This window comes from Granulimonas faecalis (assembly GCF_022834715.1).
Lineage (GTDB): Bacteria > Actinomycetota > Coriobacteriia > Coriobacteriales > Atopobiaceae > Granulimonas > Granulimonas faecalis.
Genome location: NZ_BQKC01000001.1, coordinates 1,680,831 through 1,700,668, shown reverse-complemented (window position 1 = coordinate 1,700,668; position 19,838 = coordinate 1,680,831). Strand labels below are relative to the sequence as shown.

The window sequence follows — 19,838 nt, the reverse complement described above, 5'->3', positions numbered from 1 at the left end:
AGTTGGCGCACCCTGCGGCCGGAAGACCCTCCCGGCCCCGCCCTGCCGCACAAAGAAGGCGCCGCCCCCGGGATGGGGGCGGCGCCTCGGCGGTGCGGGGTGTCTGCCTGCCTTAGGAGGCTTAGGAGACCTGGGCCACCATCATCATGTTGGTGCTGGTGATGTAGTCGCCCTGGCTCGGCGAGGTCTGCGGGTCGCCGGCGGTGACCACGGCGAGGTCGCCGGTGTCCACGCGGCCGTTCTTCTTCATCACGTTGAGGGCGTCGTAGATCGTGGCCGACAGCGTGCCCTGGGTGGTGGACTTGAAGGCCTCCACGCCCCAGTAGAAGGAGCACTTGCGGATGGTGATCTCGGACGGGGACACGGCGTACACCGGCAGCTTCGGGCGGAAGTTGGAGACGATGCGCGCGGTGCGGCCCGTGGCGGTGGGGGCGATGATGCAGATGGCGCCGCAGCGGTCGGCGGTGGTCACCGAGGCGAAGCCGATGGCGCCGTTGACGTTGCGCACGCCGCCGCGGTCGAAGTAGCGGTGGCGCTCCTCGAGGAAGTGCTCGGTCTCGGTGCACACGGAGGCCATCATCTTCACGGCCTCCACCGGGTACTTGCCGGCAGCGGTCTCACCGGAGAGCATGACGCAGTCGGTGCCGTCGAGCACGGCGTTGGCCACGTCGGTGACCTCGGCGCGGGTCGGGCGCGGGTTGCGGATCATGGAGTCGAGCATCTGCGTGGCGGTGATGGCCGGCTTGTAGGCCTCGTTGCACTTGCGGATGATGGCCTTCTGGATGTGAGGCACCTTCTCGGGGGGAATCTCCACGCCCAGGTCGCCGCGGGCCACCATGATGCCCGAGGAGACCTCGAGGATCTCGTCGAAGTTGGTGACGCCCATGGCGCACTCGATCTTGGGGTAGACCGAGACGCGGGGGCAGCCATGGTCGGCGCAGAGCTGGCGGATGACGCGCACGCCCTCGGCGTCGCGGATGAAGGAGGCGGCGATGGCGTCGATGCCCATCTCGCAGCCGAAGGCGATGTCGGCCTTGTCCTGCTCGGTGACGGCGGGCAGGCCCACGTTCACGTTGGGGACGTTGACGCCCTTGTGCTCGCCCAGCTCGCCGCCGTTGGTGACCACGCAGTAGATGTCGTTGCCCTCCACGTGGTCCACCTCGAGGCCGATGAGGCCGTCGTCGATGAGGATGACGGAGCCCTTCTTGACCTCGGAGGGCAGGGCCTTGTAGTCGAGGGAGAAGCGCTCGGCGTTGCCGGCCACGTCGTCGTCGGTGGTCACGACCACGTGGTCGCCGGTGGCCAGCATGACCTTCTTGCCGTCCTCGAGCAGGCCGGTGCGGATCTCGGGGCCCTTGGTGTCGAGGAGGATGGCCACGTTGGCGCCGAGCTCGTCGGAGATGCGGCGGACGCGCTCGATGCCGGCCTTGTGGTACTCGTGGGAACCGTGGGAGAAGTTGAAGCGGGCCACGTTCATGCCGGCCTTGATGAGCTCGCGGAGAACGTTCTCGTCCTCGGTGGACGGGCCCATGGTGCAGACGATCTTGGTCCTTTTGGTCTGTTGCATGTCATTCCTTCCGGTTCAGACCTGGCGCTCCGGCTTTTCTTCTCTTCCTGCGCAGCGCCTACGAAAAAACACCTTCCCGGGTCTTACCCGGGAAGGAGGGTGACTGCTCGGTTAGCAGACGACGTTGGGCTTGGGGAGCTGGTCGACGGTGCCGTTGACGTAGGCCATGGCGTTGTCGAGGGTGGTGTGGGCGATGGCGTCCAGGGCCCCGCGGGTGAAGAAGGCCTGGTGGGAGGTGACCACCACGTTGGGGAAGGCGCAGAGGGTGGAGGTCACCGACTCGAAGACCGCGGAGGAGCGGTTCTTGAAGACGTTGGGCCCCTCCTCCTCGTAGACGTCGATGCCGGCGGCGCCGATCTTGTGGGAGCGGATGCCGCGGATGAGGGCCTGGGTGTCCACGAGGCCGCCGCGGCCGGTGTTCACGAAGACCACGCCGTCCTTCATCTTGGCGATGGCGTCGTCGTCGATCATGTGGTAGTTGCTCTCGAAGAGCGGGCTGTGGAGGGAGATGAGGTCGGACTGGGCGAGCAGCTCGTCGAGCTCGACGTACTCCACGATGCCTTCGAGGGAGGGGTTGGGGTACGGGTCGTAGCCGAGGACCCTCATGCCAAGGCCGGCCACGATCTTGCACATGGCGGCGCCGATCTTGCCGGTGCCCACGATGCCCGCAGTCTTGCCGTGGAAGGTGGTGCCGAGGAGGCCGGAGAGGGAGTAGTCGTTCTCGCGGACGCGGTTGTAGCCGCGCACGATGTGGCGGTCGGCGGCGAGGGCGAGGCCGAGGGCGAACTCGGCGATGGCCTCGGGGCTGTAGCCCGGGACGCGCAGGACGCTCATGCCGAGGTCGCGGGCGACGTCGAGGTTGACGGCGTCGAAGCCGGCGCAGCGCATGAGGACGAGCTTGATGCCGAAGCCGGCGAGGATCTCGAGGGTCATGGCCTTGATGTCGGAGTTCACGAAGCCGCAGACGGCGTCGTAGCCGTTGGCCAGGGTGGCGGTCATGGGGTTGAGGTCGGCTTCGAGGAAGTCGATGGTGATGTCGGGGTAGTCCTTGAGGGCGTTCTCGAAGGACGACTTGTCGTAGTCGAACGTGTCGTAGAACAGGATCTTCATGGGATGCCTCTCTCTCCTAGGCCTTGCCCTCGCAGGGTCGAACTCGATTATTCCAACAGGCTATTCTAGGTGCCTCCGGTCCCTCCCTTTTATGGGAATCCCACACAACATGAGAAAAGTTGCCCACGCTTCTGCATCATCTATCTGGACTTTTTCTGATTGCCTGACAAAAGGACCGGGACCGTTGCCGGGGGTCCGGTGGAGTCGGCCACCGGGGGTCGACGGAGGGGGGATGCTGGGTAGAATCGTCCCCGTCGTGTCATGCCGCCGCCATGGCAGCCTTGGTGAGCCCTTGCCCCTCCTGGGGAATTATGATCGGGCACCGATCTGGCCGCGGCCGAAAAACCAGGAGGGAAGAGATTTGAAACCGTACCTGCAAACCGCCGACGAGGTGGCCCAGGGCCTCTCCACCGACGTGGAGGCCGGCCTCACCGACGCCGAGGTGGCCAAGCGCCTCGGCCAGTACGGGCCCAACAAGCTCGACGAGGCCAAGAAGGACCCGCTGTGGAAGCGCTTCCTGGCCCAGCTCGCCGACCCCATGATCATCCTGTTGCTCGCCGCCGCGGTCATCAGCGCCGTGGCCGGCGCGGCCCAGGGCGAGTCCGACATCGCGGACGTCGTCATCATCCTGTTCGTCGTGGTGGTCAACGCCGTCCTCGGCGTGGTCCAGGAGTCCAAGGCCGAGGAGGCCTTGGAGGCCCTCCAGCAGATGGCCGCCAGCACCTCCAAGGTGGTGCGCGACGGGAAGATCGTGGACGTGCGTTCCGAGGAGCTCGTCCCCGGCGACGTGGTGGTCCTCGAGGCCGGCGACGCCGTGCCGGCCGACTGCCGCGTGGTGGAGAGCGCCAGCCTCAAGGTGGAGGAGTCCGCGCTCACCGGCGAGTCCCTGCCTGTGGACAAGATGGTGGACGCTCTGCTCGCCGAGGGCGACGACGTGCCCCTGGGCGACCGCAGGAACATGGTCTATATGGGCTCCACCGTGGTCTACGGCCGCGGCCGCGCCGTCGTGGCGGCCACCGGCATGGACACCGAGATGGGCAAGATCGCCGACTCCATCAACGAGGCGGTGGACGAGCAGACCCCGCTCCAGCGGAAGCTCGCCGAGCTCTCCCGCATCCTCACGATCGGCGTCATCGGCATCTGCATCTTCATCTTCATCGTCGACTTCATCAAGCACGGCGCCGAGTTCATGGCCGACCCGCGCCTCGTCATCGACACCTTCATGGTCGCCGTCTCGCTCGCCGTGGCGGCCATTCCCGAGGGCCTCGTGGCGGTGGTCACCATCGTGCTGTCCATCGGCGTCACCAAGATGAGCCGCGAGTCGGCCATCATCCGCAAGCTCACCGCCGTGGAGACCCTGGGCTGCACCCAGGTGATCTGCTCCGACAAGACCGGCACCCTCACCCAGAACAAGATGACCGTCGTGCGCCACTCCGGCGCCGACGAGGACGAGCTCGTGCGCGCCATGGCCCTTTGCAACGACGCCCAGTGGGTGCTCGCCGAGGAGTCGGCGAAGGGCGAGCCCACCGAGGCCGCCCTCGTGGCCGACGCCGCCAAGCACGGCCTGCCCAAGACCGACCTCGACGCCGAGTACGTGCGTGTGGGCGAGGCACCGTTCGACTCCGGCCGCAAGATGATGTCCGTGGTGGTGCGCACTGCCGAGGGCGAGATCACCCAGTACACCAAGGGCGCCCCCGACGAGGTGCTCAAGCGCTGCACCAAGGTCGTCACCGCCGACGGCGTGGCCGACCTCACCGACGACGTGCGCGACGCCATCCTTCAGGAGAACAAGGCCATGGCCGACGACGCCCTGCGCGTGCTCGCCGCGGCCAGGCGCTCCTGGCCCGAGGCCCCGGCGTCCGAGGACGCCGACCACCTGGAGCAGGACCTCACGTTCGTCGGCCTTTGCGGCATGATCGACCCGGTGCGCCCCGAGGTGGGCCCCTCCATCGTCGAGGCCCACGGCGCCGGCATCCGCGTGGTCATGATCACCGGCGACCACATCGACACCGCCGTGGCCATCGCCAAGGAGCTCGGCATCGTGACCGACCGCTCCCAGGCCATCACCGGCGCCGAGCTGGACAGGCTCTCCGACGAGGAGCTCGCCGAGAGGATCGGCGACTACGGCGTGTACGCCCGCGTGCAGCCCGAGCACAAGGTCCGCATCGTCGAGGCCTGGAAGAAGCAGGGCAAGATCGTGGCCATGACCGGCGACGGCGTCAACGACGCCCCGTCCATCAAGCGCGCCGACATCGGCGTGGGCATGGGCATCACCGGCACCGACGTCACCAAGAACGTCGCCGACATGGTGCTCGCCGACGACAACTTCGCCACCATCGTGACGGCCGTGGAGGAGGGCCGCCACATCTACGACAACATCCGCAAGGCGATCCAGTTCCTCCTCTCCAGCAACATCGCCGAGGTCATCGCCGTGTTCGTGGCCACCATGATCGGCTTCGTGATCCTGGAGCCGGTGCACCTGCTCTGGATCAACCTCATCACCGACTGCTTCCCGGCCCTCGCCCTGGGCATGGAGAAGACCGAGCCGGGCATCATGGGCCGCAAGCCCCGCGAGGCCTCCGACGGCATCTTCGCCGGCGGCATGGGCGTCGACGTGGTCTTCCAGGGCGTGGTGATCTCGCTGTTCACCCTCATCAGCTACTTCATCGGCGTGTCCCACCAGTTCGGCACCGTGGACCTCGGCTTCATCGCCTCCCATCCCGAGGCCGGCGTCGAGGGCATGACCATGGCTTTCCTCACGCTGTCCATGGTGGAGATGTTCCACTCGTTCAACATGCGCTCCCGGCGCCAGTCCATCTTCAAGCTGGGCAACCACAACCGTTGGCTCTGGGGCTCTTTCGCCCTGTCCCTCGTGCTGACCTTCGTGGTCATCGAGGTGCCCCCGGTGGCCCAGGTCTTCGGCTTCGCCGAGCTCGACGCCCCCAACTACCTCATGGCCATGGGCCTTGCGTTCCTGATCATCCCGATTATGGAGCTCTACAAGCTCTGCTGGCGCGTCCGCGACAACGCCGCCTAGGGGCCTAGCCTCCTGGGGCCGCGTGGCCTGCATCAGCGGTAGCAGTTCGAAAGGGGGTGTGCATCGAAGGATGCACACCCCCTTTCTCAGGCGCCGCCCCGCATCCCCCCGGTCGGGCGCCCGAGGTGCCCCACGGGGGATGCGGGCATATATCCTTGGTGCGGACCGGCGACGACGGCAGGGGGGACCATGGCGAAGCGGAGCAAGAGGCGGCAGGCCCGGGGCGGCCGCCGCGGCAACGGGCAGGAGACCGTCCTGCCGGACGTCTCCACGTTGGCGGACGTCCCGGGCTGGGGCGACCTCGCGCCTACGCCCCTGCAGGATGAGGCCTTCGCCGCGTGGAGGGGCGCCTCGGAGGACCCCGACGGCCTGGAGGAGGGTTGCGTCTGCCGTCTCGACCGCGGATTTCCCGCCGTCCTCACGGCGTCCGGTCCCGTGCGCGCCGAGCACGCCGTGCGCATCGCCAAGGAGGCGGACGCGCTCAAGCCGGCCGTGGGCGACTGGGTGGCGCTGCGCCGCCCCGCGGGCCACGACATGGCCGTGATCGAGGAGGTCCTGCCCCGCAAGAGCGAGGTCGCGCGGTGGCGCGGCGGATCCCGGGGCGAGCGCCAGGTGCTGGCCGCCAACGTGGACGTGGTGCTCTGCGCCCAGGCCGAGGGGCGACGCGGCATCTCCCTCGACCGCGCCGCCCGCGCCGCCACGGTGACGGCCGACTGCGGTGCCGCCTGGGCCGTCGTGCTCACCAAGGCCGACTGTGCGCCGTCGCCCGAGACGCTCGCGGCGGACGTGGCGGCCCTGAGGGCCATGTTCGGCCCCGGCACCCCCGTGGTGGTGTGCGCGAGCCTCCTCGAGGACGGCGGGGAGCCCGAGCAGGACGCGGGCCTCGAGGCCCTCCGCGCCGCGGTGGAGGGGGCCGGCGGCTCCTGGGGCGTGGGCGCGGTCCGCGCGCTCGTGCCCGAGGGGCGCACGGGCATGGTGCTCGGCGAGTCCGGGGTGGGGAAGTCCACCCTGCTCAACGCGCTGCTCGGCCACGAGGCCCTCGAGACCGGCGCCGTGAGGGAGCGCGACGGCGCCGGCAGGCACACCACGGTCACGCGGCGCATGGTCAGGCTGCCCGGCGCCGGCGTCATCATCGACTGCCCCGGCCTCAGGAGCCTGCCCCTCGTAGGCCACGAGCGGGGCCTCGCCAAGGTGTTCCCCGAGGTGGCGGTCGAGGCCGGCAGCTGCAGGTTCAGGGACTGCACCCACGGGTCCGAGCCCGGGTGCGCCGTGGTGGGGGCCGCCTCCCGGGGCGCCTTCACGGCGGAGGCGTTGGACGCCTGGCGGTCCCTGGCCGCCGAGATGCGCGAGAGCGCCGGGACCCTCGACCCCGACGTGCGCCTCTGAGCGGGGCGTCCCGGTCGGGCCCCTCTCCCACAAAGCTCGTCCCGAACAGGCCCGGGGGTCGCCCCCGGGCCTGTTCATGTATGGGGACGGGTTGTGGATCTTAGGCAACCGGTTGCGTTGCCGCGTGGCCGTGTCGGCGCTTTCGTGCAGCGCGTCTGACGGAGGGCGTCGGGTCCCGGTCAGGCGGATGTCAGAACCAGGGCAAACGGATTTGCAGGTACATGCCGATTTCCTCGAGCCGGTGGCCCATGATTGGGGTCGACCGGGACCAGTGGAGGAGGCGGGTATGTCCAAGCGATTTCGAATTGTCGCAGCGAGCGCGTTCGCCGTGCTCGCGCTTCTCTCCGCCCTGGCCTACGGCGAGCAGGTGCGCGACCAGGCGGAGTCCCGGCGCAACGAGGCGCTGGAGCGCTACGGCGGGGAGGTCGCGCAGGTGGTCGTCGCCACGGAAGCGGTGTCTGCGGGTGACGAGCTCGGTGCCGCTAACTGCGCCCTCGAGGAATGGCTCGTCGACCTCGTCCCCGAGGGCGCGCTCACGTCGCTCGACGACGTCTCCGGGGTCCCGGTCGCCTCGCCGCTCTCCCGCGGCATGCCGGTGTGCGACGTGCACCTCTCCCGGGGCGGCGAGTCCGTGGCCGTGCCGTCGGGCAAGGTGGCGGTCACCGTGCCCGTGGGCGATCGCACGGGGGTGCCGGCGGAGGTGGGCGCCGGGACGGTCCTGGCGGCCTTCCGGTGCTCCGACGGGACGACCCGCCTCCTGGCCCGGGACGTGTCCGTCCTGGCTGCCTCGGGGCAGCGCGGCGGCCAGGGAGGGTCGCTCACGCTCGCGGTGCCGGCCGACGACGTGGCCCCAGTGGTCACGGCGAGCGCGGACGGGACCCTCCGCCTCGTGCGCCCCGCCGACGACGTGGGGGACCTCTCGGCGAGCGCGGCGCCCCGGGCCGTGGGGCCCGAGGATGCCGGCGGCGCCGGCGATGGGGACATGGACGCGCCCGAGGGCGCTTGAGGAAGGGGGTCGCCATGGGTGCGACGTGGCTGGTGTGTGCCGGCGAGGGGGAGCGCGCCGAGGTGTGCGCCCTGGTGGGGCGGCTCGTACCGGGGTGCCAGACGATAAGGTCGGGCGACCCCGTGCTCGCGCGCTCGTTGGCGTCGGGCCTCGACCCGGCGCCCTGCGTGGCCGTGGGGGCGGGACTGCCGGTGGACCCGGTGAACGTGGCGGCCGCCGTGGCCGCCGACGGCCGGGCTCCCCGGGTGGTGCTGGCCGTCCGCGGGGCGTCCGGGTCGCTCGTGAGCCGTGCGGCCAAGGCCGGGGTGACCGAGGTGCTCGACCCGCGTGAGGGGGTGGAGCCGGCCCCTCGGGAGGCAGCTGTGGGAGGGGGTCTCCCAGAGTCGCGGCCGGAGGGGCCGGCAGCGCCCCCTGCGGCCGACGGGCTCGACGAGCCGGACTGCGTGGCGGCGGACACACCCGGGGAGGACGGCGACGCCCGCGGGCGCGTCCGATCGCTCCCGGCCGGCCACGGGCGCCTCGTCTGCGTGGCGAGCGGGAGGGGCGGCGTGGGCAAGAGCTCCGTCGCGGCCCTCATGGCCCTCGCCTGTGCCCGCTGGGGCCTCAAGGTGGCCCTCGTGGACCTCGACCTCACCTTCGGCAACCTGTTCGGCTACTTCGGGCTGCCGGGTCCCGCCGACCTCACGCCGGTCTCCGACGGTGCGACGGGGGCCGCGCTCGACCGCTGCGGGGTGCGCGTGGCCGAGAACCTCGTGCTGTTCGGCCCGTGCGAGCGGCCAGAGTACGCCGAGGCCGTGGCGCCCCGCGCCGCGGAGCTCCTCGGGGCCCTGCGCGACAGGTTCGACCTCGTGGTCGTCGACACGTCGTCGGCCTGGGGCGACGAGGTGGCCGCCGCGGCCCAGGGGGCGGACCGCCTCGTGATCGTGGGCGACGAGCGCGCGGGCGCCATCGGGTCGCTCGCCCGGGCCGCGGCCCTGGCCGTGCGCCTCGGGGTGGCCCGGACGCGCCTGGTGCGGCTCATGAACCGCTGCGACCCGCGCCGCCGCGACGAGGAGTTCATGACCCGGGCGTCCATGGGGCTCGAGGGCGCGCGCTCGTTCAGGACGCTCGAGGGGTCGCTCGACGTCGCCGAGCTCCTGAGCGCCGGCCACGCGCCCGACCTCGCGGGGCTGGACAACGACTTCTCCACGTCCTGCGCGTCGGTGGCGGCCAAGCTCCTCGCCGACCTCGGGTGCCTGCCCGACTGCGAGGGCGCGCGCAAGGCCCGCGACGCCAAGGTGGTGCGCCGCCGCTCGGTGTTCAGCTTCGCCAAGGCGGCCGGCTGATGGGCCTCCTGGGGCGGGTGCGCTCCCAGGGAGGGGGCGCGCCCGCGGGGGACCCCGAGGGCCCGGTCCGCGAGTCCCTGCGTCGCGACCTTGTCGACCGCCTTGGCCTCGCCGACGTGGCCCGGCTCGTGCGCGAGGAGGAGCCGGCGCGCGCCCGGGAGGAGCTCTCCGTGGCGTGCGACGCGCTGCTCAACGGCGAGGGCTACGGGAGCCTCTCGCCCGAGGCCCGGGGGCGGGTGCGGCGCGAGGTGCTCGACCAGATTCTCGGGCTAGGGCTCCTCCAGCCGCTCATGGACGACCCGTCGGTCACCGAGATCATGGTCAACGGCACGCAGTCGCTCTACTTCGAGCGAGACGGCCGCATCGTCGAGGCGCCCCGCGTGTTCGAGTCGCCCGACCAGATCATGCTCGTGGTCGACCGCATCCTCGCCCCGCTCGGGCGCCGCCTCGACGAGTCGTGCCCCATCGTGAACGCCCGCCTCGCCAACGGCGACCGCGTGAACGCCGTGATCGCGCCCGTGGCGGTGGACGGCCCGGCCGTGACCATCCGGCGCTTCACGGGGCGCATCGGGTCCCTGGACCGGCTCGTGGAGCTGGGGTCGGTGCCGGCCTGGTACGCCACGCTGCTCTCGTGGGCCGTGCGCCTCCGGCAGGACGTGGCCGTGGTGGGCGGCACGGGGTCGGGCAAGACCACGCTCCTGAACGCCCTGTCGCTGGAGATCCCGGCCGGCGAGCGGATCGTCACCATCGAGGACTCCGCGGAGCTCGCCTTCGACCCCAGCCTGCACGTGGTGCGCCTGGAGGCGCGCGGCGCGTCCATCGAGGGCACGGGGGCGGTGACCATCCGCGACCTCGTGACCAACGCCCTGCGCATGAGGCCCGACCGCATCGTCGTGGGGGAGGTCCGTGGGGGCGAGGCCGTCGACATGCTCCAGGCGATGAACACCGGCCACGACGGGTCGCTCACCACCCTGCACGCCGGCAGCGAGCACGAGGCCGTGGTGAGGCTCGTGCTCATGGCCCGCCTCGGCATGGACGTGCCGGCCTCCCTCATCGAGGAGCAGGTGGCGAGCGCGCTCGACATCGTGGTCATGGGCAAGCGCCTGGCGGGCGGTGCGCGGCGGGTCACCTCGGCGAGCGCCGTGGGGCGCGCGCCGGGCGGCACCGTGGCCCTGGAGCCCCTGGTGGCCTACGACGAGGTGTCCGACCAGTGGGAGCTGGTGCGCGAGCCGGCCTTCGTGGCCGAGGGCCTCGCGGGCGGCCTCCTGGACGAGGGGGAGGTGGCGGCATGGCGCTCGAGCTTGGGTTGACGGCTGCCGCGGCGTTCGCGGCCGCGGCCTGCGCGATCCCCGGCAGGCGGGGCGTGGGCCCCCGGGCCCGCGTGGGGCGCCTCCTCGCTGTGGTGGGAGGGTCCCGCCCGGTGCGGGCGGCCCTCTCGGCCCCGTGGGTCCCCGCGGGGTTCGGGCTCGCCGTGGGGCGCGTCCTGGCCTCCGGGCGGGTCCGCGGCGCCGACGGCGCCCGGGGCGCGGTCGCCCTCGCGGGGCCGGCGGCCGCGGCGGCCGGTGCGGCGGTGACCCTGGACGCCGCCGGGGCGCTCCTGGGGCTCGCCCTCGGCTGGGGCGCCTTGGCGGCGTGGGGCGCGGCCGAGGGGCGGCGGGCCGCGCAGGAGGAGGCCCGGGCGGTCCCCGACGCGTACCGCTCGCTTGCCAGCGGTCTGGCGTCTGGCCAGACCATGGCCCAGGCCATGACCTACGTTGGCCGCCACGGCCGGGGGACCGTGGGCGAGGCGTTCCTCCGGGGGTCGTTCGAGCTCGACTGCGGGTCGTCCGTGGCCCGGGCGCTGGACGTGGCCGCCTCCGGCGTGGCCGACCCGTCCATGGGGCTCCTGTCGTGCGCGCTGGTCATCTCGCAGCGCACCGGCGCCCCCATGGCGGGGCTCCTCGAGCGCTCTGCGGCGCTCGTGGAGGAGCGCGAGGGCCTCGCGGGCCTGCTCCGCACCAAGACGGCCCAGGTGCGCCTGTCGGCGGCCGTGGTGATGGTGCTGCCCGCGCTGCTCGTCGCGGCCCTCGCCCTGATCTCGCCCGACTTCAGGGCGGGCTGCGCGACGCCCGTCGGCGCCGGGTGCCTGGCCGTGGCCGTGGGCCTGGACCTCTGCGCCCTGGCGGCCATGAGGGCGATCATGGCGCGGGTGGAGCCGTGAGCCCGTGGCCGCCGCTGGCCGCCGCCGCGGCGTTCGGGGCGGCGTGGGCGCTCACGGCGGGAGGGCCGGCCCTGCCGGTGCGCAGGGCCGGGGCGGACCCGCTCGCCCGCGCCGTGCGCCGCGTCGCGGGGCTCGCCCCGGTGCGCCGCATGGGGGAGGCGTCCCGTGCCGCGGCCGAGCGACAGGCGGCCACCCAGGAGATGCCGGAGCTCTTCGACATCCTCGCCCTGGGGCTCCATGCCGGGCTGTCGTTCGACGGGGCGATGGCCCTCTACCTCGAGCGGCACGACACGGTGCTGGCCGCGCGGCTCGGGCAGGCGAGGCTCTCGTGGTCGCTCGGCCTCGAGACCCGCGCGGACGCGCTCCGGCGCGTGGCCGACGAGCTGGGGAGCCCGGCGCTGCTCCGCTTCGCCGACGCCGTGGCCGAGGCCCTGGAGTTCGGCGTCCCGCTGGCCGCGACACTGGAGCGGCAGTCGGGGGCCGTGCGCCGCGACCGCCGCCTGCAGGTGGAGGAGGAGATCGAGCGCGTGCCCGTGAAGATGCTGCTCCCGCTGGGGGTCCTGGTGGTCCCTGCCATGCTGCTCGCCGTCCTGGGCCCGCTCATGGCCCAGGCCCTCGGGTCGCTGGGGTGAGCGGGTGCGGCAATAGATGCAAGCCGATTCGTGTGGAAAGGGGTCGACATGGTGAGGGATCTGCTGGTGACTGTGGCGTGCGGGGTCAGGGCGTGGGTGCGCGGGGCCGCGGGTGCGGCCGCCGAGGAGCGCGGCCAGGGGACGACGGAGTACGCCATCCTCGTGGGCGTCCTCGTTCTCATCGCCATCGTCGCGGTCATCGCGTTCAGGGGGAGGGTCGAGGAGCTGTGGAACTCCATCGCCCAAGGCATCAACTCGCTCTGACGGCCGCCCTCGCGGCCCTGGTCGCCGGCTGCCTCTGGGTCGCCGCGGCGCCCCGGGTGGACGGCGCGGCGGGCGGGGGCGCGGAGACCGGGGCCGCGCCGGGCGAGGCCGGGGGACCGGGCGGGGGCGCCGGGTCCGCGGGCGTGCCGGAGACGGGAGGGGCGGCCGACGCGGGCGCCTCCGTGGCGGCTGCCCCCTCCGTTGCGGCCGCGCTCGAGGCGGCCGACGACGTCCCTTGGGAGAGCGAGGAGGTGCCGTCGGATCTTACCGACGCCGCCGGGGACGAGCTCGGGGGCCTCCGCGACCGGGGGTTCTCCCTCGTGCACGGCGGCTACCTCGACCTCCTCGGGAACGTGTGGGGCTGCGTGGCCCAGGGTGCCGACGAGGTGGTGGTCTGCGTGGTGTCCGAGACGGCTGGGGGCACGTCGGTGGTGAGCCGTCTGACGTTGGGGGTGGACCGATGGGAGGAACTCTGTGGCTGAGCGCGGCGGGCGGCCGCCCCTCGCGGAGGAGCGCGGGCAGTCGACGGTGGAGTACGCCCTCGTGCTCGGGGCGTTCCTGGCCATGGCGGTGGCCCTCGCGGCGCTCTGGCGGTTCCTCGGCCAGGGGGTGGCGGCGGACATCGCCGCCAGGGCGGCGTCCCACGGGCTGGGCGCGGGCACGGTGGCCGCGCTTCAGGACGTCCTGCTCTACTGAGCGGGGCTCCTGGACAGCGCGCGCCCTCGCGGAGGAGCGCGGCCAGTCCACGGTGGAGGCGGCTGTGACGCTGCCCTGCGTCCTGTTCTGCGTGGCGCTGCTCGCCCAGCCCCTCTGCATCCTGTACACCCGCTCGGTCATGGCCTCGGCCGCCTGCGAGGGAGCGCGCCTCCTCGCCACGGCCCCGTCCTCGTCGGAGGACGACGTCCGGGCCTTCGTGCTGCGGCGCCTGGCGGCGGTGCCGGCCGTCGGGATCTTCCACGAGGGGGACTGGGAGGTGGAGCTCTCCGGCGCGCGCACGGCCGAGGTCGCGGTGCGCGTCGAGGGCGCGGTGGCGCCGCTGCCGCTGTTCGGCCCCGTCGTGCGCGCGCTCACGGGGGAGAGCCTCCTCGAGGTCTCGGTGGAGGCGAGGGAGCGGGTCCGTCCGTCGTGGTTGGGGGGTTCCTATGCAGATTGGGTCTCGATCTGGTCGTGAGGTCGGCCTGCGGTGGGGCATCTCCGCCTTCGTGGACGACGAGGGCGGTCACACCTCGGTTGCCGTCGCGTGCGCCCTGCTCGTGAGCCTGGCCCTCGTCTTCTCGCTGGCGCAGGTGCAGTGGATGGCGGCCCGGTCCGCCGACGTGCAGGCCGTGGCCGACGCCTGCGCGCTGTCCGGGGCGAGGGCCGTGCGCGCCTTCTCCACGGTGGCCCAGGTGGTTGACGCGACCGTGCTCTCCCTGGGCGTCTGCGGGCTTACCGTGCTGGGCGCCGGCATCGTCACCGGTCTCGTCCCGGGTATGGGGGCGGCCGGCGTCTCCGTCGCGGACGCCGGCCGCTCCATCCTCCAGGGGCGCAGGGAGCTCGCGTCGTCGGCGTCAGAGGGGCTCAAGGCCCTCGAGGCCGCCCTGCCCGCCGCCGTGGCCTCCAACGGTTGGGCCACGGCGGGGGCCAACGGCGCCGGGTCGGTGCGCTACGCGGGCGTGGCGCTGGCGTTCCCCGCGGAGTCCCGCTCCGTGTGGACGCAGGTGGGCGACGTCGATGACGCCGCGCTGGCCGGGGCCGCTGACGACGCCGCGGGGCTCTCGGACGAGGCCGCCGAGCGCCGCCGGGAGGCCGACGCCGCCCTGGAGGCCGGCTGGCGGGCGGACTGCGTGGACGCCCCGTCGTGCCTCTGGGGGAGGGCCTCCTCGCTCGCGGGGCTGCCGGCCGGCGAGAACCCGCGCCACCTCCATATGGAGGGGTGGAACTTCGGGGTCCCGCTGCTCCGGGCACGGGCCTACTACGCGGCCCGTCTCGCCGCGGAGGCGCCCGACGGCGACGGTGCGGCCGCCCAGGCCGACTCCGCCCGGCGCCGCGCCTACTACGCCTACGCGCTGGCGGAGGTCCGGTCCGGCGAGTACCGCGAGAACGCCGACGGCACGGTCGTGGTGCGGCTGCCCCGCCTCGCCCACGACGCGGCGACCACCCGGGCGAGCGACCTGTTCGACACCGTCCGCTGGCCCTGCACGTCGGAGGGCGGCTCGTTGAGGCTCCACGCCTTCGACGGGTGCCCCGGCGCCCGGGGGCAGCGTATGGACGACGCTACCGTGGCCCAGGGGGAGGCGGGCGGGTGGCAGGTGTGCCCGGACTGCGACATGGGCCTGGTCTCGCTGTCGCGGGTGGCGTCCGCCTCCACCAACACGTCGAGCGGTTTTGAGCACTACTGGCGACTGGTCTGCGACGCCGCCGAGGCCTGGGAGCCGGCGAGAAACGCCTGCGCGGAGCTGGACGGACGCCTCCGCGAGGTGGCGGAGGGCGGGGCCGACCTCTTTGAGCGTGCGCTCGCCCAGCTCGCCGTGGCGCGGCCCAGGCTCTGCCCGCCTGGTGCCTACGGCTGCATTGGGGTGGTCGCCGCGGCGGGCTCGGCCGTGCCGTCGGGGCTCGCGGGCCCCTTTGCCGGGGAGGCCTCGCTGCCGGGCCGGGTCGCCATGGCCGCGGCCACGCTCGCCCCCGACGACACCGAGCGGTCGGGGATGCTCAGACGGTTCTTCGACGGGGCGTCGGGAGGCTCGGGAGGGGGCGTGGCCGGCGTGCTCGGCGGGGTCACGGCGCTCTGGGGGCAGCTGCTCGAGGGGTACGGCGACGCCTACGGTGCGGTGGCCGACGCCGCCAGGCGGCTCTTCGACGGCCTCGACGCCGTGGGGGCCGGCGGCGTGGCCCGGTGGCTGGGGGACCGGCTCTCTCAGGTCGTGGCCGCGGCCGGGCTCGAGCCGGCGGACCTCCGGCTCCGCAAGCCCGTGCTCTGCCACACCCAGGAGGTGCTCGACAAGGACGGCTCCACTGACGCGGCGTGGATCCGCCGGGGCATCCAGGCGCTGCCGGCCGACGGCACGCCGGCCGAGATGCTCGCGGCCTTCGGGCGCCAGGTGGCGGACGTCGCGGGCGAGACCGAGGTGGACCTCGGCGAGCTCTCGGTCCCGGGGCTCCCGTTCAAGATCCCCGTCAAGGTACGCCTGTCCACCCTCCTGGGAGGCGCGTCGTGACCGGGCGGGCGGCACGGCTCCTCCGGGAGGAGCGCGGCCAGGCCGTGGTGGAGCTCGCCTGCGTGGTGCCGGTGGTGCTTGCCTGCGCCCTCGTCGCCGTGAACCTGGGCGTCTACATCGAGCGGTGCGCCCGGTTCGACCGCGTGGCCCCTGACATGGTGCTCGCCCACGGCATCGCGCCGGCCGACGAGCAGGACGCCTCGTCCGCCGTCCGGCAGGTCAGGGAGGCCGTGGAGGAGGCCATGGGCGACCCCGGCCTCGAGGTCGACGTCCGCGTGGAGCGCCTCGACCCCGAGGAGGACGGCCTCCTGCCTGCGCTCTCGCCGGGGCGCGTGCGCTTCGTGTGCTCCATGGGGTTCCGACCCCGGCCGTCGACGTTCTCCGTGGCAGGCGCCGTCTGGACCGCGCCGGCGCTGCTCGTCCACGAGCGCTCCCTGGTGGTGGACATCGGGACGCTCGCGGGAGGTGTCTGACGTGGTGCCGGCCGAGGTGCGCGTGCGCGGCCCGGGAGGGGAGCGGGTGATCGACGCCCTCGTCGTGGGCGGCTTCCGGGAGCGGCTCGTCGGGCTCATGGGGGACTTCCCTCCGGGCGCGTGTCCGGTGCTGGCGTTCCCCGCGTGCCGGTCGCTCCACACGGTGGGCATGGGGAGCCCCGTGGACATGGCGTTCGTGGGGCCGGACGGCGCCGTGGCCCTGTCGAGGAGGGCCGTGCCCCCGTGGCGGGCGGTGTCGTGCCCCGGGGCCGCCTGGGCGCTGGAGCGGGTCGCGGCGGACGCCCCGTGGCCCGGGGAGGGCGACGGTGTGAGTCTGTGCGTTCAAACGGGCCGGGAGGCCCCGAGAGATAGGAGAGGGTCATGAACATGACGGTGGTCGAGGGCGGTTGCGCCCAGGGGCAGGGACACTGTCACGGCGGGGGCGCCCACGGGTGCGGTGTGCCGGGCGTCAAGGTGTGCCCGCAGTGCGGCGCTTCCGCCTTCGAGGACATGGACGTGTGCTACGGGTGCCTCCACCGCTTCGGCGCGGCGGTGCCTGCGGCGGGAATGCCATACCCGCCGGCCGAGGCGGCCGCGTACGGCGCGGGGCTCGACTTGCGGTGGGCCGTGGAGGGGCCGCTGGCCGGGCTCCCCGCCGAGTGGGACGGCCCGCTCTACGACGACTTCGACCCAGCCGACGCCGAGGTGGACGAGGCCGACGAGACGGGCGACCTGTCCGAGGTCGCGCGCAGCCCGCGCTGGGGCCTGGTGATGGAGTGGCGCGGCATGAGGGCGCCCGTGGCGCTCCCGGCCGGCGGCCTCTCCATCGGCCGGGCGTCCGACAACGACGTGGTGCTCAAGGACGCCTCGGTGTCGCGCCGCCACGTGGTCGTGGCACCCGACGAGGGAATGGTGCTCGTCCACGACGCGGGGGCCACGCACCCTGCCACGCTGGATGGGGAGGAGGTCGTGGACTCCGTGCCGTGGCTGCCGGGAAGCGTGCTCGAGATATGTGGCGCGAGGTTTTCGCTCGAGCTGCTTGACCCCCGGAGGTGACGTGTTATAGTTATCGGGCGCTCGAGGCGTTTTTGGCTGGGTAGCTCAGTTGGTAGAGCAGCGGACTGAAAATCCGCGTGTCAGGGGTTCGACTCCCTTCCCCGCCACCATAAACTCGCAGGTAGTCGGATTGTCCGGCTACCTGTTTCTTTTTGAGTGGGACCGCTATCCTGACGGATAGCGGTCCCACTGGTATGTTGGGTGCCCCGCGGCATCCCCAGGAGGGGCGGGATAGGCCTTCGAGTGGGGTATGACTGCTGAATGGAGCTTGCGTAGAGGCAAAGGGGTGGAGCACCCACTTCATATTGCAGGTGGTCCCATGCTCATCGCGGCCATCGTGAGGTGCTCAGGGGCGGTATCGGTCGCCCCTCGAGCTGGCTCAGAAGTTGACTGTGTTCGCGGTCCTCCTGCTCGCAATAATGCTGGCACCTGTAACCCAAGCCTTTTAGTTGCGACGCCGCCGTGGCGCATGGGGGACGCGATCGCGCCACCGTGGTGCACAGTTTGGGCTTATCGGGGCATTTTCCGCACCCCCGTGGTGCGATCCGGGAAGGTTGCACCATCCTGACGCGATTGAAAGGTCTTTCCCGGCCTGGGAATGATAGCGTGGAGAACGTCGACGTACGCGCCCTGCAAGGAGGATCTGCCGGTGGATCACGCGATGCTGCACGGGGTCAACCTCGCCGGTTGGCTGGTGCTCGAGCCCTGGGTAACCCCGTCCCTGTTCGCCTCGTCGGGGGCCTTCGACGAGAAGGGCCTCGAGGCCGCCCTCGGGCACGACCGCTATGTGGAGGTCGTGGCCGGCCACCGGTCCGCCTTCATCGGCGAGCGCGACTTCCGCCAGATCGCCGACCGCGGCTACAACGCCGTGCGCATCCCCGTGCCCTGGACGGTCTTCGGCAAGGACGGCCCCATGCCCGGTGTGGACGAGGGCTGCATCGAGTACGTGGACCGCGCCTTCACCTGGGCCGAGGCCGCCGGCCTGCAGGTGCTGCTCGTGCTCGCCGCCATGCCCGGCGGGGACGACGACCCCGAGGCCCTGAGCAACGTCATCGCCATGGGCTCCACCCTGCGTGACCCCGTCATCGAGGTCGTGGCCCGCCTCGCCGAGCGTTACGCCGAGCGCGACTGCCTCATCGGCATCGAGCCCCTCGACGAGCCCGTGGCCCAGCGCCGCCGCGGCCTCTCGGTCACGCCCGGCGTGCCCATGCACATGCTCCGCAACTTCTACCGCGACTGCTACGAGGCCGTGCGCGACCGCGCCGGCGACCATCCCGTGGTGGTGTTCTCCTGTGCCGGCCGCCCCGACATGTGGAACCTCTTCATGGCCCAGTCCCGCTACCGCAACGTGTGGCTGGACCTGCACCTCTACCACTACAACGACGTCGTGGACGCCTCCGGCCCCTCCGGCACGCGCCGCCTGGTGGAGCGCTCCTCCGACGCCATCGCCCGCGCCCGCCGCAGCGGCCTGCCCGTGGTGGTGGGGGAGTGGTCGAGCTCCCTGCCCGTGGGTGCCGGCACCCCCACGCCCGAGGGCCTCAAGGCCATGGAGCGCGTCTACGCCGCGGCCCAGATCCAGGCGTTCCGCGACGCCTCCGGCTGGTTCTTCCAGACGTGGAAGACCGAGAACAAGCTCTCGGCCTGGGACGCCCGCGTGGCCCTCTCCTCCTTCGAGCGCGGGATGTTCGACTGATGCCCCAGGACGACCCCCGGCCCTCCGGCGCCGGCGTGCTCTCGCTGGTGGGCACTCCTATCGGCAACCTGGGCGACCTCTCCGGCCGCGTGCGCGACACCCTCGCCGCCGCCGACGTCGTGCTCTGCGAGGACACCCGCGTCACCGGCCGGCTCCTCTCGGCCATGGGGCTGCGCCGTCCCCTGGAGCGCTGCGACGAGAACGTCATCGCCTCCCGCGTGCCCGCCGTCCTGGAGCGCCTCTCCTCCGGCCAGCGTGTGGCCTTTGCCTCCGACGCCGGCATGCCCACGGTGAGCGACCCGGGCCGCAGGCTCGTGGACGCCGCGCTCGACGCCGGCCTCCCCGTGGAGGTCGTCCCCGGCCCCAGCGCCGTGACCTGCGCCGTCGCGGCCTCGGGCCTCGACTGCTCACACTTCTTCTTCGAGGGGTTCCTGCCGAGGAAGGCCGGCGCCCGCCGCGAGCGCCTCGACCTCCTCGCCCGGGTGCCCGGCGCCGTGGTGCTCTACGAGTCGCCCCACCGCGTCGCCGCCACCCTCGCGTCCGTGGCCGAGGCCATGCCGGGGCGCCGCGTCGCCCTGGTCCGCGAGCTCACCAAGCTCCACGAGGAGTGCCTGCGCGGGACGGCCGCCGAGCTTTCCGCCACCGTCGCCGAGGCGGAGGCCCAGGGGCGCCCCGTGCGCGGCGAGTGCGTGGTCGTCGTCGAGTCCCCCGCCGCCGACGCCCCGGCCCCCGAGGCAGAGGCGGCCCCCGAGCCCCGGGCACTGGCCTCGGGGCTCCTCGCCCGGGGGATGTCGCCCTCGGCCGCCGCCAAGGAGGTCGCGCGCCGCTGCGGCCTGGCCCGCTCGGCCGCCTACGACCTCGTGGTGTCCCTCAAGGCCTAGGCGCCGCGCCC

19 protein-coding genes and 1 tRNA gene are annotated in these 19,838 nt (G+C 72.8%); 18 read left to right on the top strand and 2 right to left on the bottom strand.

Translation table 11 applies throughout. The features are described from left to right. Positions 1–121: 121 nt before the first annotated feature. Entirely contained in the window at positions 122–1,567 is a 1,446-nt protein-coding gene (gene pyk / locus OR600_RS07655) for a pyruvate kinase (RefSeq protein ID WP_135978301.1), read from the bottom strand. A gap of 111 nt (positions 1,568–1,678) precedes the next feature. Continuing rightward, entirely contained in the window at positions 1,679–2,677 is a 999-nt protein-coding gene (locus OR600_RS07650; RefSeq protein ID WP_135978302.1) for a 2-hydroxyacid dehydrogenase, read from the bottom strand. Positions 2,678–3,038: 361 nt separating this feature from the next. On the opposite strand from OR600_RS07650, the gene OR600_RS07645 reads away from it, so the two are divergent. From OR600_RS07645 to rsmI, 18 genes are all read left to right on the top strand, one after another. Further along, complete coding sequence (locus tag OR600_RS07645; protein ID WP_251164306.1) at positions 3,039–5,714, top strand: cation-translocating P-type ATPase; 2,676 nt, start codon at positions 3,039–3,041, stop codon at positions 5,712–5,714. 189 nt (positions 5,715–5,903) lie between these two features. Further along, on the top strand, positions 5,904–7,100 hold the full coding sequence (gene rsgA, locus OR600_RS07640; RefSeq protein WP_251164305.1) for a ribosome small subunit-dependent GTPase A: 1,197 nt from the start codon (positions 5,904–5,906) through the stop codon (positions 7,098–7,100). A 286-nt stretch (positions 7,101–7,386) separates the two neighbouring features. Next, the gene (locus OR600_RS07635) at positions 7,387–8,106 is read left to right on the top strand and encodes an SAF domain-containing protein (RefSeq protein ID WP_168354052.1); all 720 of its coding nucleotides are present in this window, start codon (positions 7,387–7,389) and stop codon (positions 8,104–8,106) included. A gap of 14 nt (positions 8,107–8,120) precedes the next feature. Further along, on the top strand, positions 8,121–9,431 hold the full coding sequence (locus OR600_RS07630; protein WP_168354053.1) for a CpaE/TadZ family protein: 1,311 nt from the start codon (positions 8,121–8,123) through the stop codon (positions 9,429–9,431). Then, positions 9,431–10,741, top strand: coding sequence for a TadA family conjugal transfer-associated ATPase (locus tag OR600_RS07625; protein ID WP_135978307.1), 1,311 nt, complete (start codon positions 9,431–9,433; stop codon positions 10,739–10,741). The genes OR600_RS07630 and OR600_RS07625 overlap by 1 nt, the downstream gene beginning before the upstream one ends. Further along, the gene (locus tag OR600_RS07620) at positions 10,720–11,631 is read left to right on the top strand and encodes a type II secretion system F family protein (RefSeq protein ID WP_135978308.1); all 912 of its coding nucleotides are present in this window, start codon (positions 10,720–10,722) and stop codon (positions 11,629–11,631) included. The genes OR600_RS07625 and OR600_RS07620 overlap by 22 nt, the downstream gene beginning before the upstream one ends. Continuing rightward, positions 11,628–12,263, top strand: a complete 636-nt coding sequence (locus OR600_RS07615) for a type II secretion system F family protein (RefSeq protein ID WP_265590940.1) — start codon at positions 11,628–11,630, stop codon at positions 12,261–12,263. Before OR600_RS07620 ends, OR600_RS07615 begins: the two co-directional genes overlap by 4 nt. A 48-nt stretch (positions 12,264–12,311) precedes the next feature. After that, on the top strand, positions 12,312–12,527 hold the full coding sequence (locus tag OR600_RS07610; RefSeq protein WP_135978310.1) for a Flp family type IVb pilin: 216 nt from the start codon (positions 12,312–12,314) through the stop codon (positions 12,525–12,527). Beyond that, a complete protein-coding gene (locus OR600_RS07605; protein WP_135978311.1) occupies positions 12,491–13,009 on the top strand; it encodes a hypothetical protein in 519 nt (172 codons plus the stop codon). The genes OR600_RS07610 and OR600_RS07605 overlap by 37 nt, the downstream gene beginning before the upstream one ends. Beyond that, positions 13,002–13,223, top strand: a complete 222-nt coding sequence (locus OR600_RS07600; protein WP_135978312.1) for a hypothetical protein — start codon at positions 13,002–13,004, stop codon at positions 13,221–13,223. The genes OR600_RS07605 and OR600_RS07600 overlap by 8 nt, the downstream gene beginning before the upstream one ends. 64 nt (positions 13,224–13,287) lie before the next feature. Beyond that, positions 13,288–13,698, top strand: a complete 411-nt coding sequence (locus OR600_RS07595; protein WP_204408245.1) for a hypothetical protein — start codon at positions 13,288–13,290, stop codon at positions 13,696–13,698. Then, positions 13,670–15,724, top strand: a complete 2,055-nt coding sequence (locus OR600_RS07590; RefSeq protein WP_135978314.1) for a hypothetical protein — start codon at positions 13,670–13,672, stop codon at positions 15,722–15,724. Before OR600_RS07595 ends, OR600_RS07590 begins: the two co-directional genes overlap by 29 nt. Then, positions 15,721–16,197 carry a TadE/TadG family type IV pilus assembly protein gene (locus tag OR600_RS07585; protein ID WP_135978315.1) on the top strand — a complete coding sequence of 159 codons (477 nt, stop codon included), beginning with the start codon at positions 15,721–15,723 and terminating at the stop codon, positions 16,195–16,197. The genes OR600_RS07590 and OR600_RS07585 overlap by 4 nt, the downstream gene beginning before the upstream one ends. A 1-nt stretch (position 16,198) precedes the next feature. Then, a complete protein-coding gene (locus OR600_RS07580) occupies positions 16,199–16,582 on the top strand; it encodes a DUF192 domain-containing protein (protein WP_135978316.1) in 384 nt (127 codons plus the stop codon). Then, on the top strand, positions 16,579–17,253 hold the full coding sequence (locus tag OR600_RS07575; protein ID WP_135978317.1) for an FHA domain-containing protein: 675 nt from the start codon (positions 16,579–16,581) through the stop codon (positions 17,251–17,253). The genes OR600_RS07580 and OR600_RS07575 overlap by 4 nt, the downstream gene beginning before the upstream one ends. A gap of 34 nt (positions 17,254–17,287) precedes the next feature. Then, positions 17,288–17,363, top strand: a tRNA-Phe gene (locus OR600_RS07570). Between the two features lie 539 nt (positions 17,364–17,902). Beyond that, positions 17,903–18,946, top strand: a complete 1,044-nt coding sequence (locus OR600_RS07565; RefSeq protein WP_251164071.1) for a glycoside hydrolase family 5 protein — start codon at positions 17,903–17,905, stop codon at positions 18,944–18,946. Continuing rightward, entirely contained in the window at positions 18,946–19,827 is an 882-nt protein-coding gene (gene rsmI / locus OR600_RS07560; RefSeq protein ID WP_135978318.1) for a 16S rRNA (cytidine(1402)-2'-O)-methyltransferase, read from the top strand. Before OR600_RS07565 ends, rsmI begins: the two co-directional genes overlap by 1 nt. Positions 19,828–19,838: the final 11 nt, after the last annotated feature.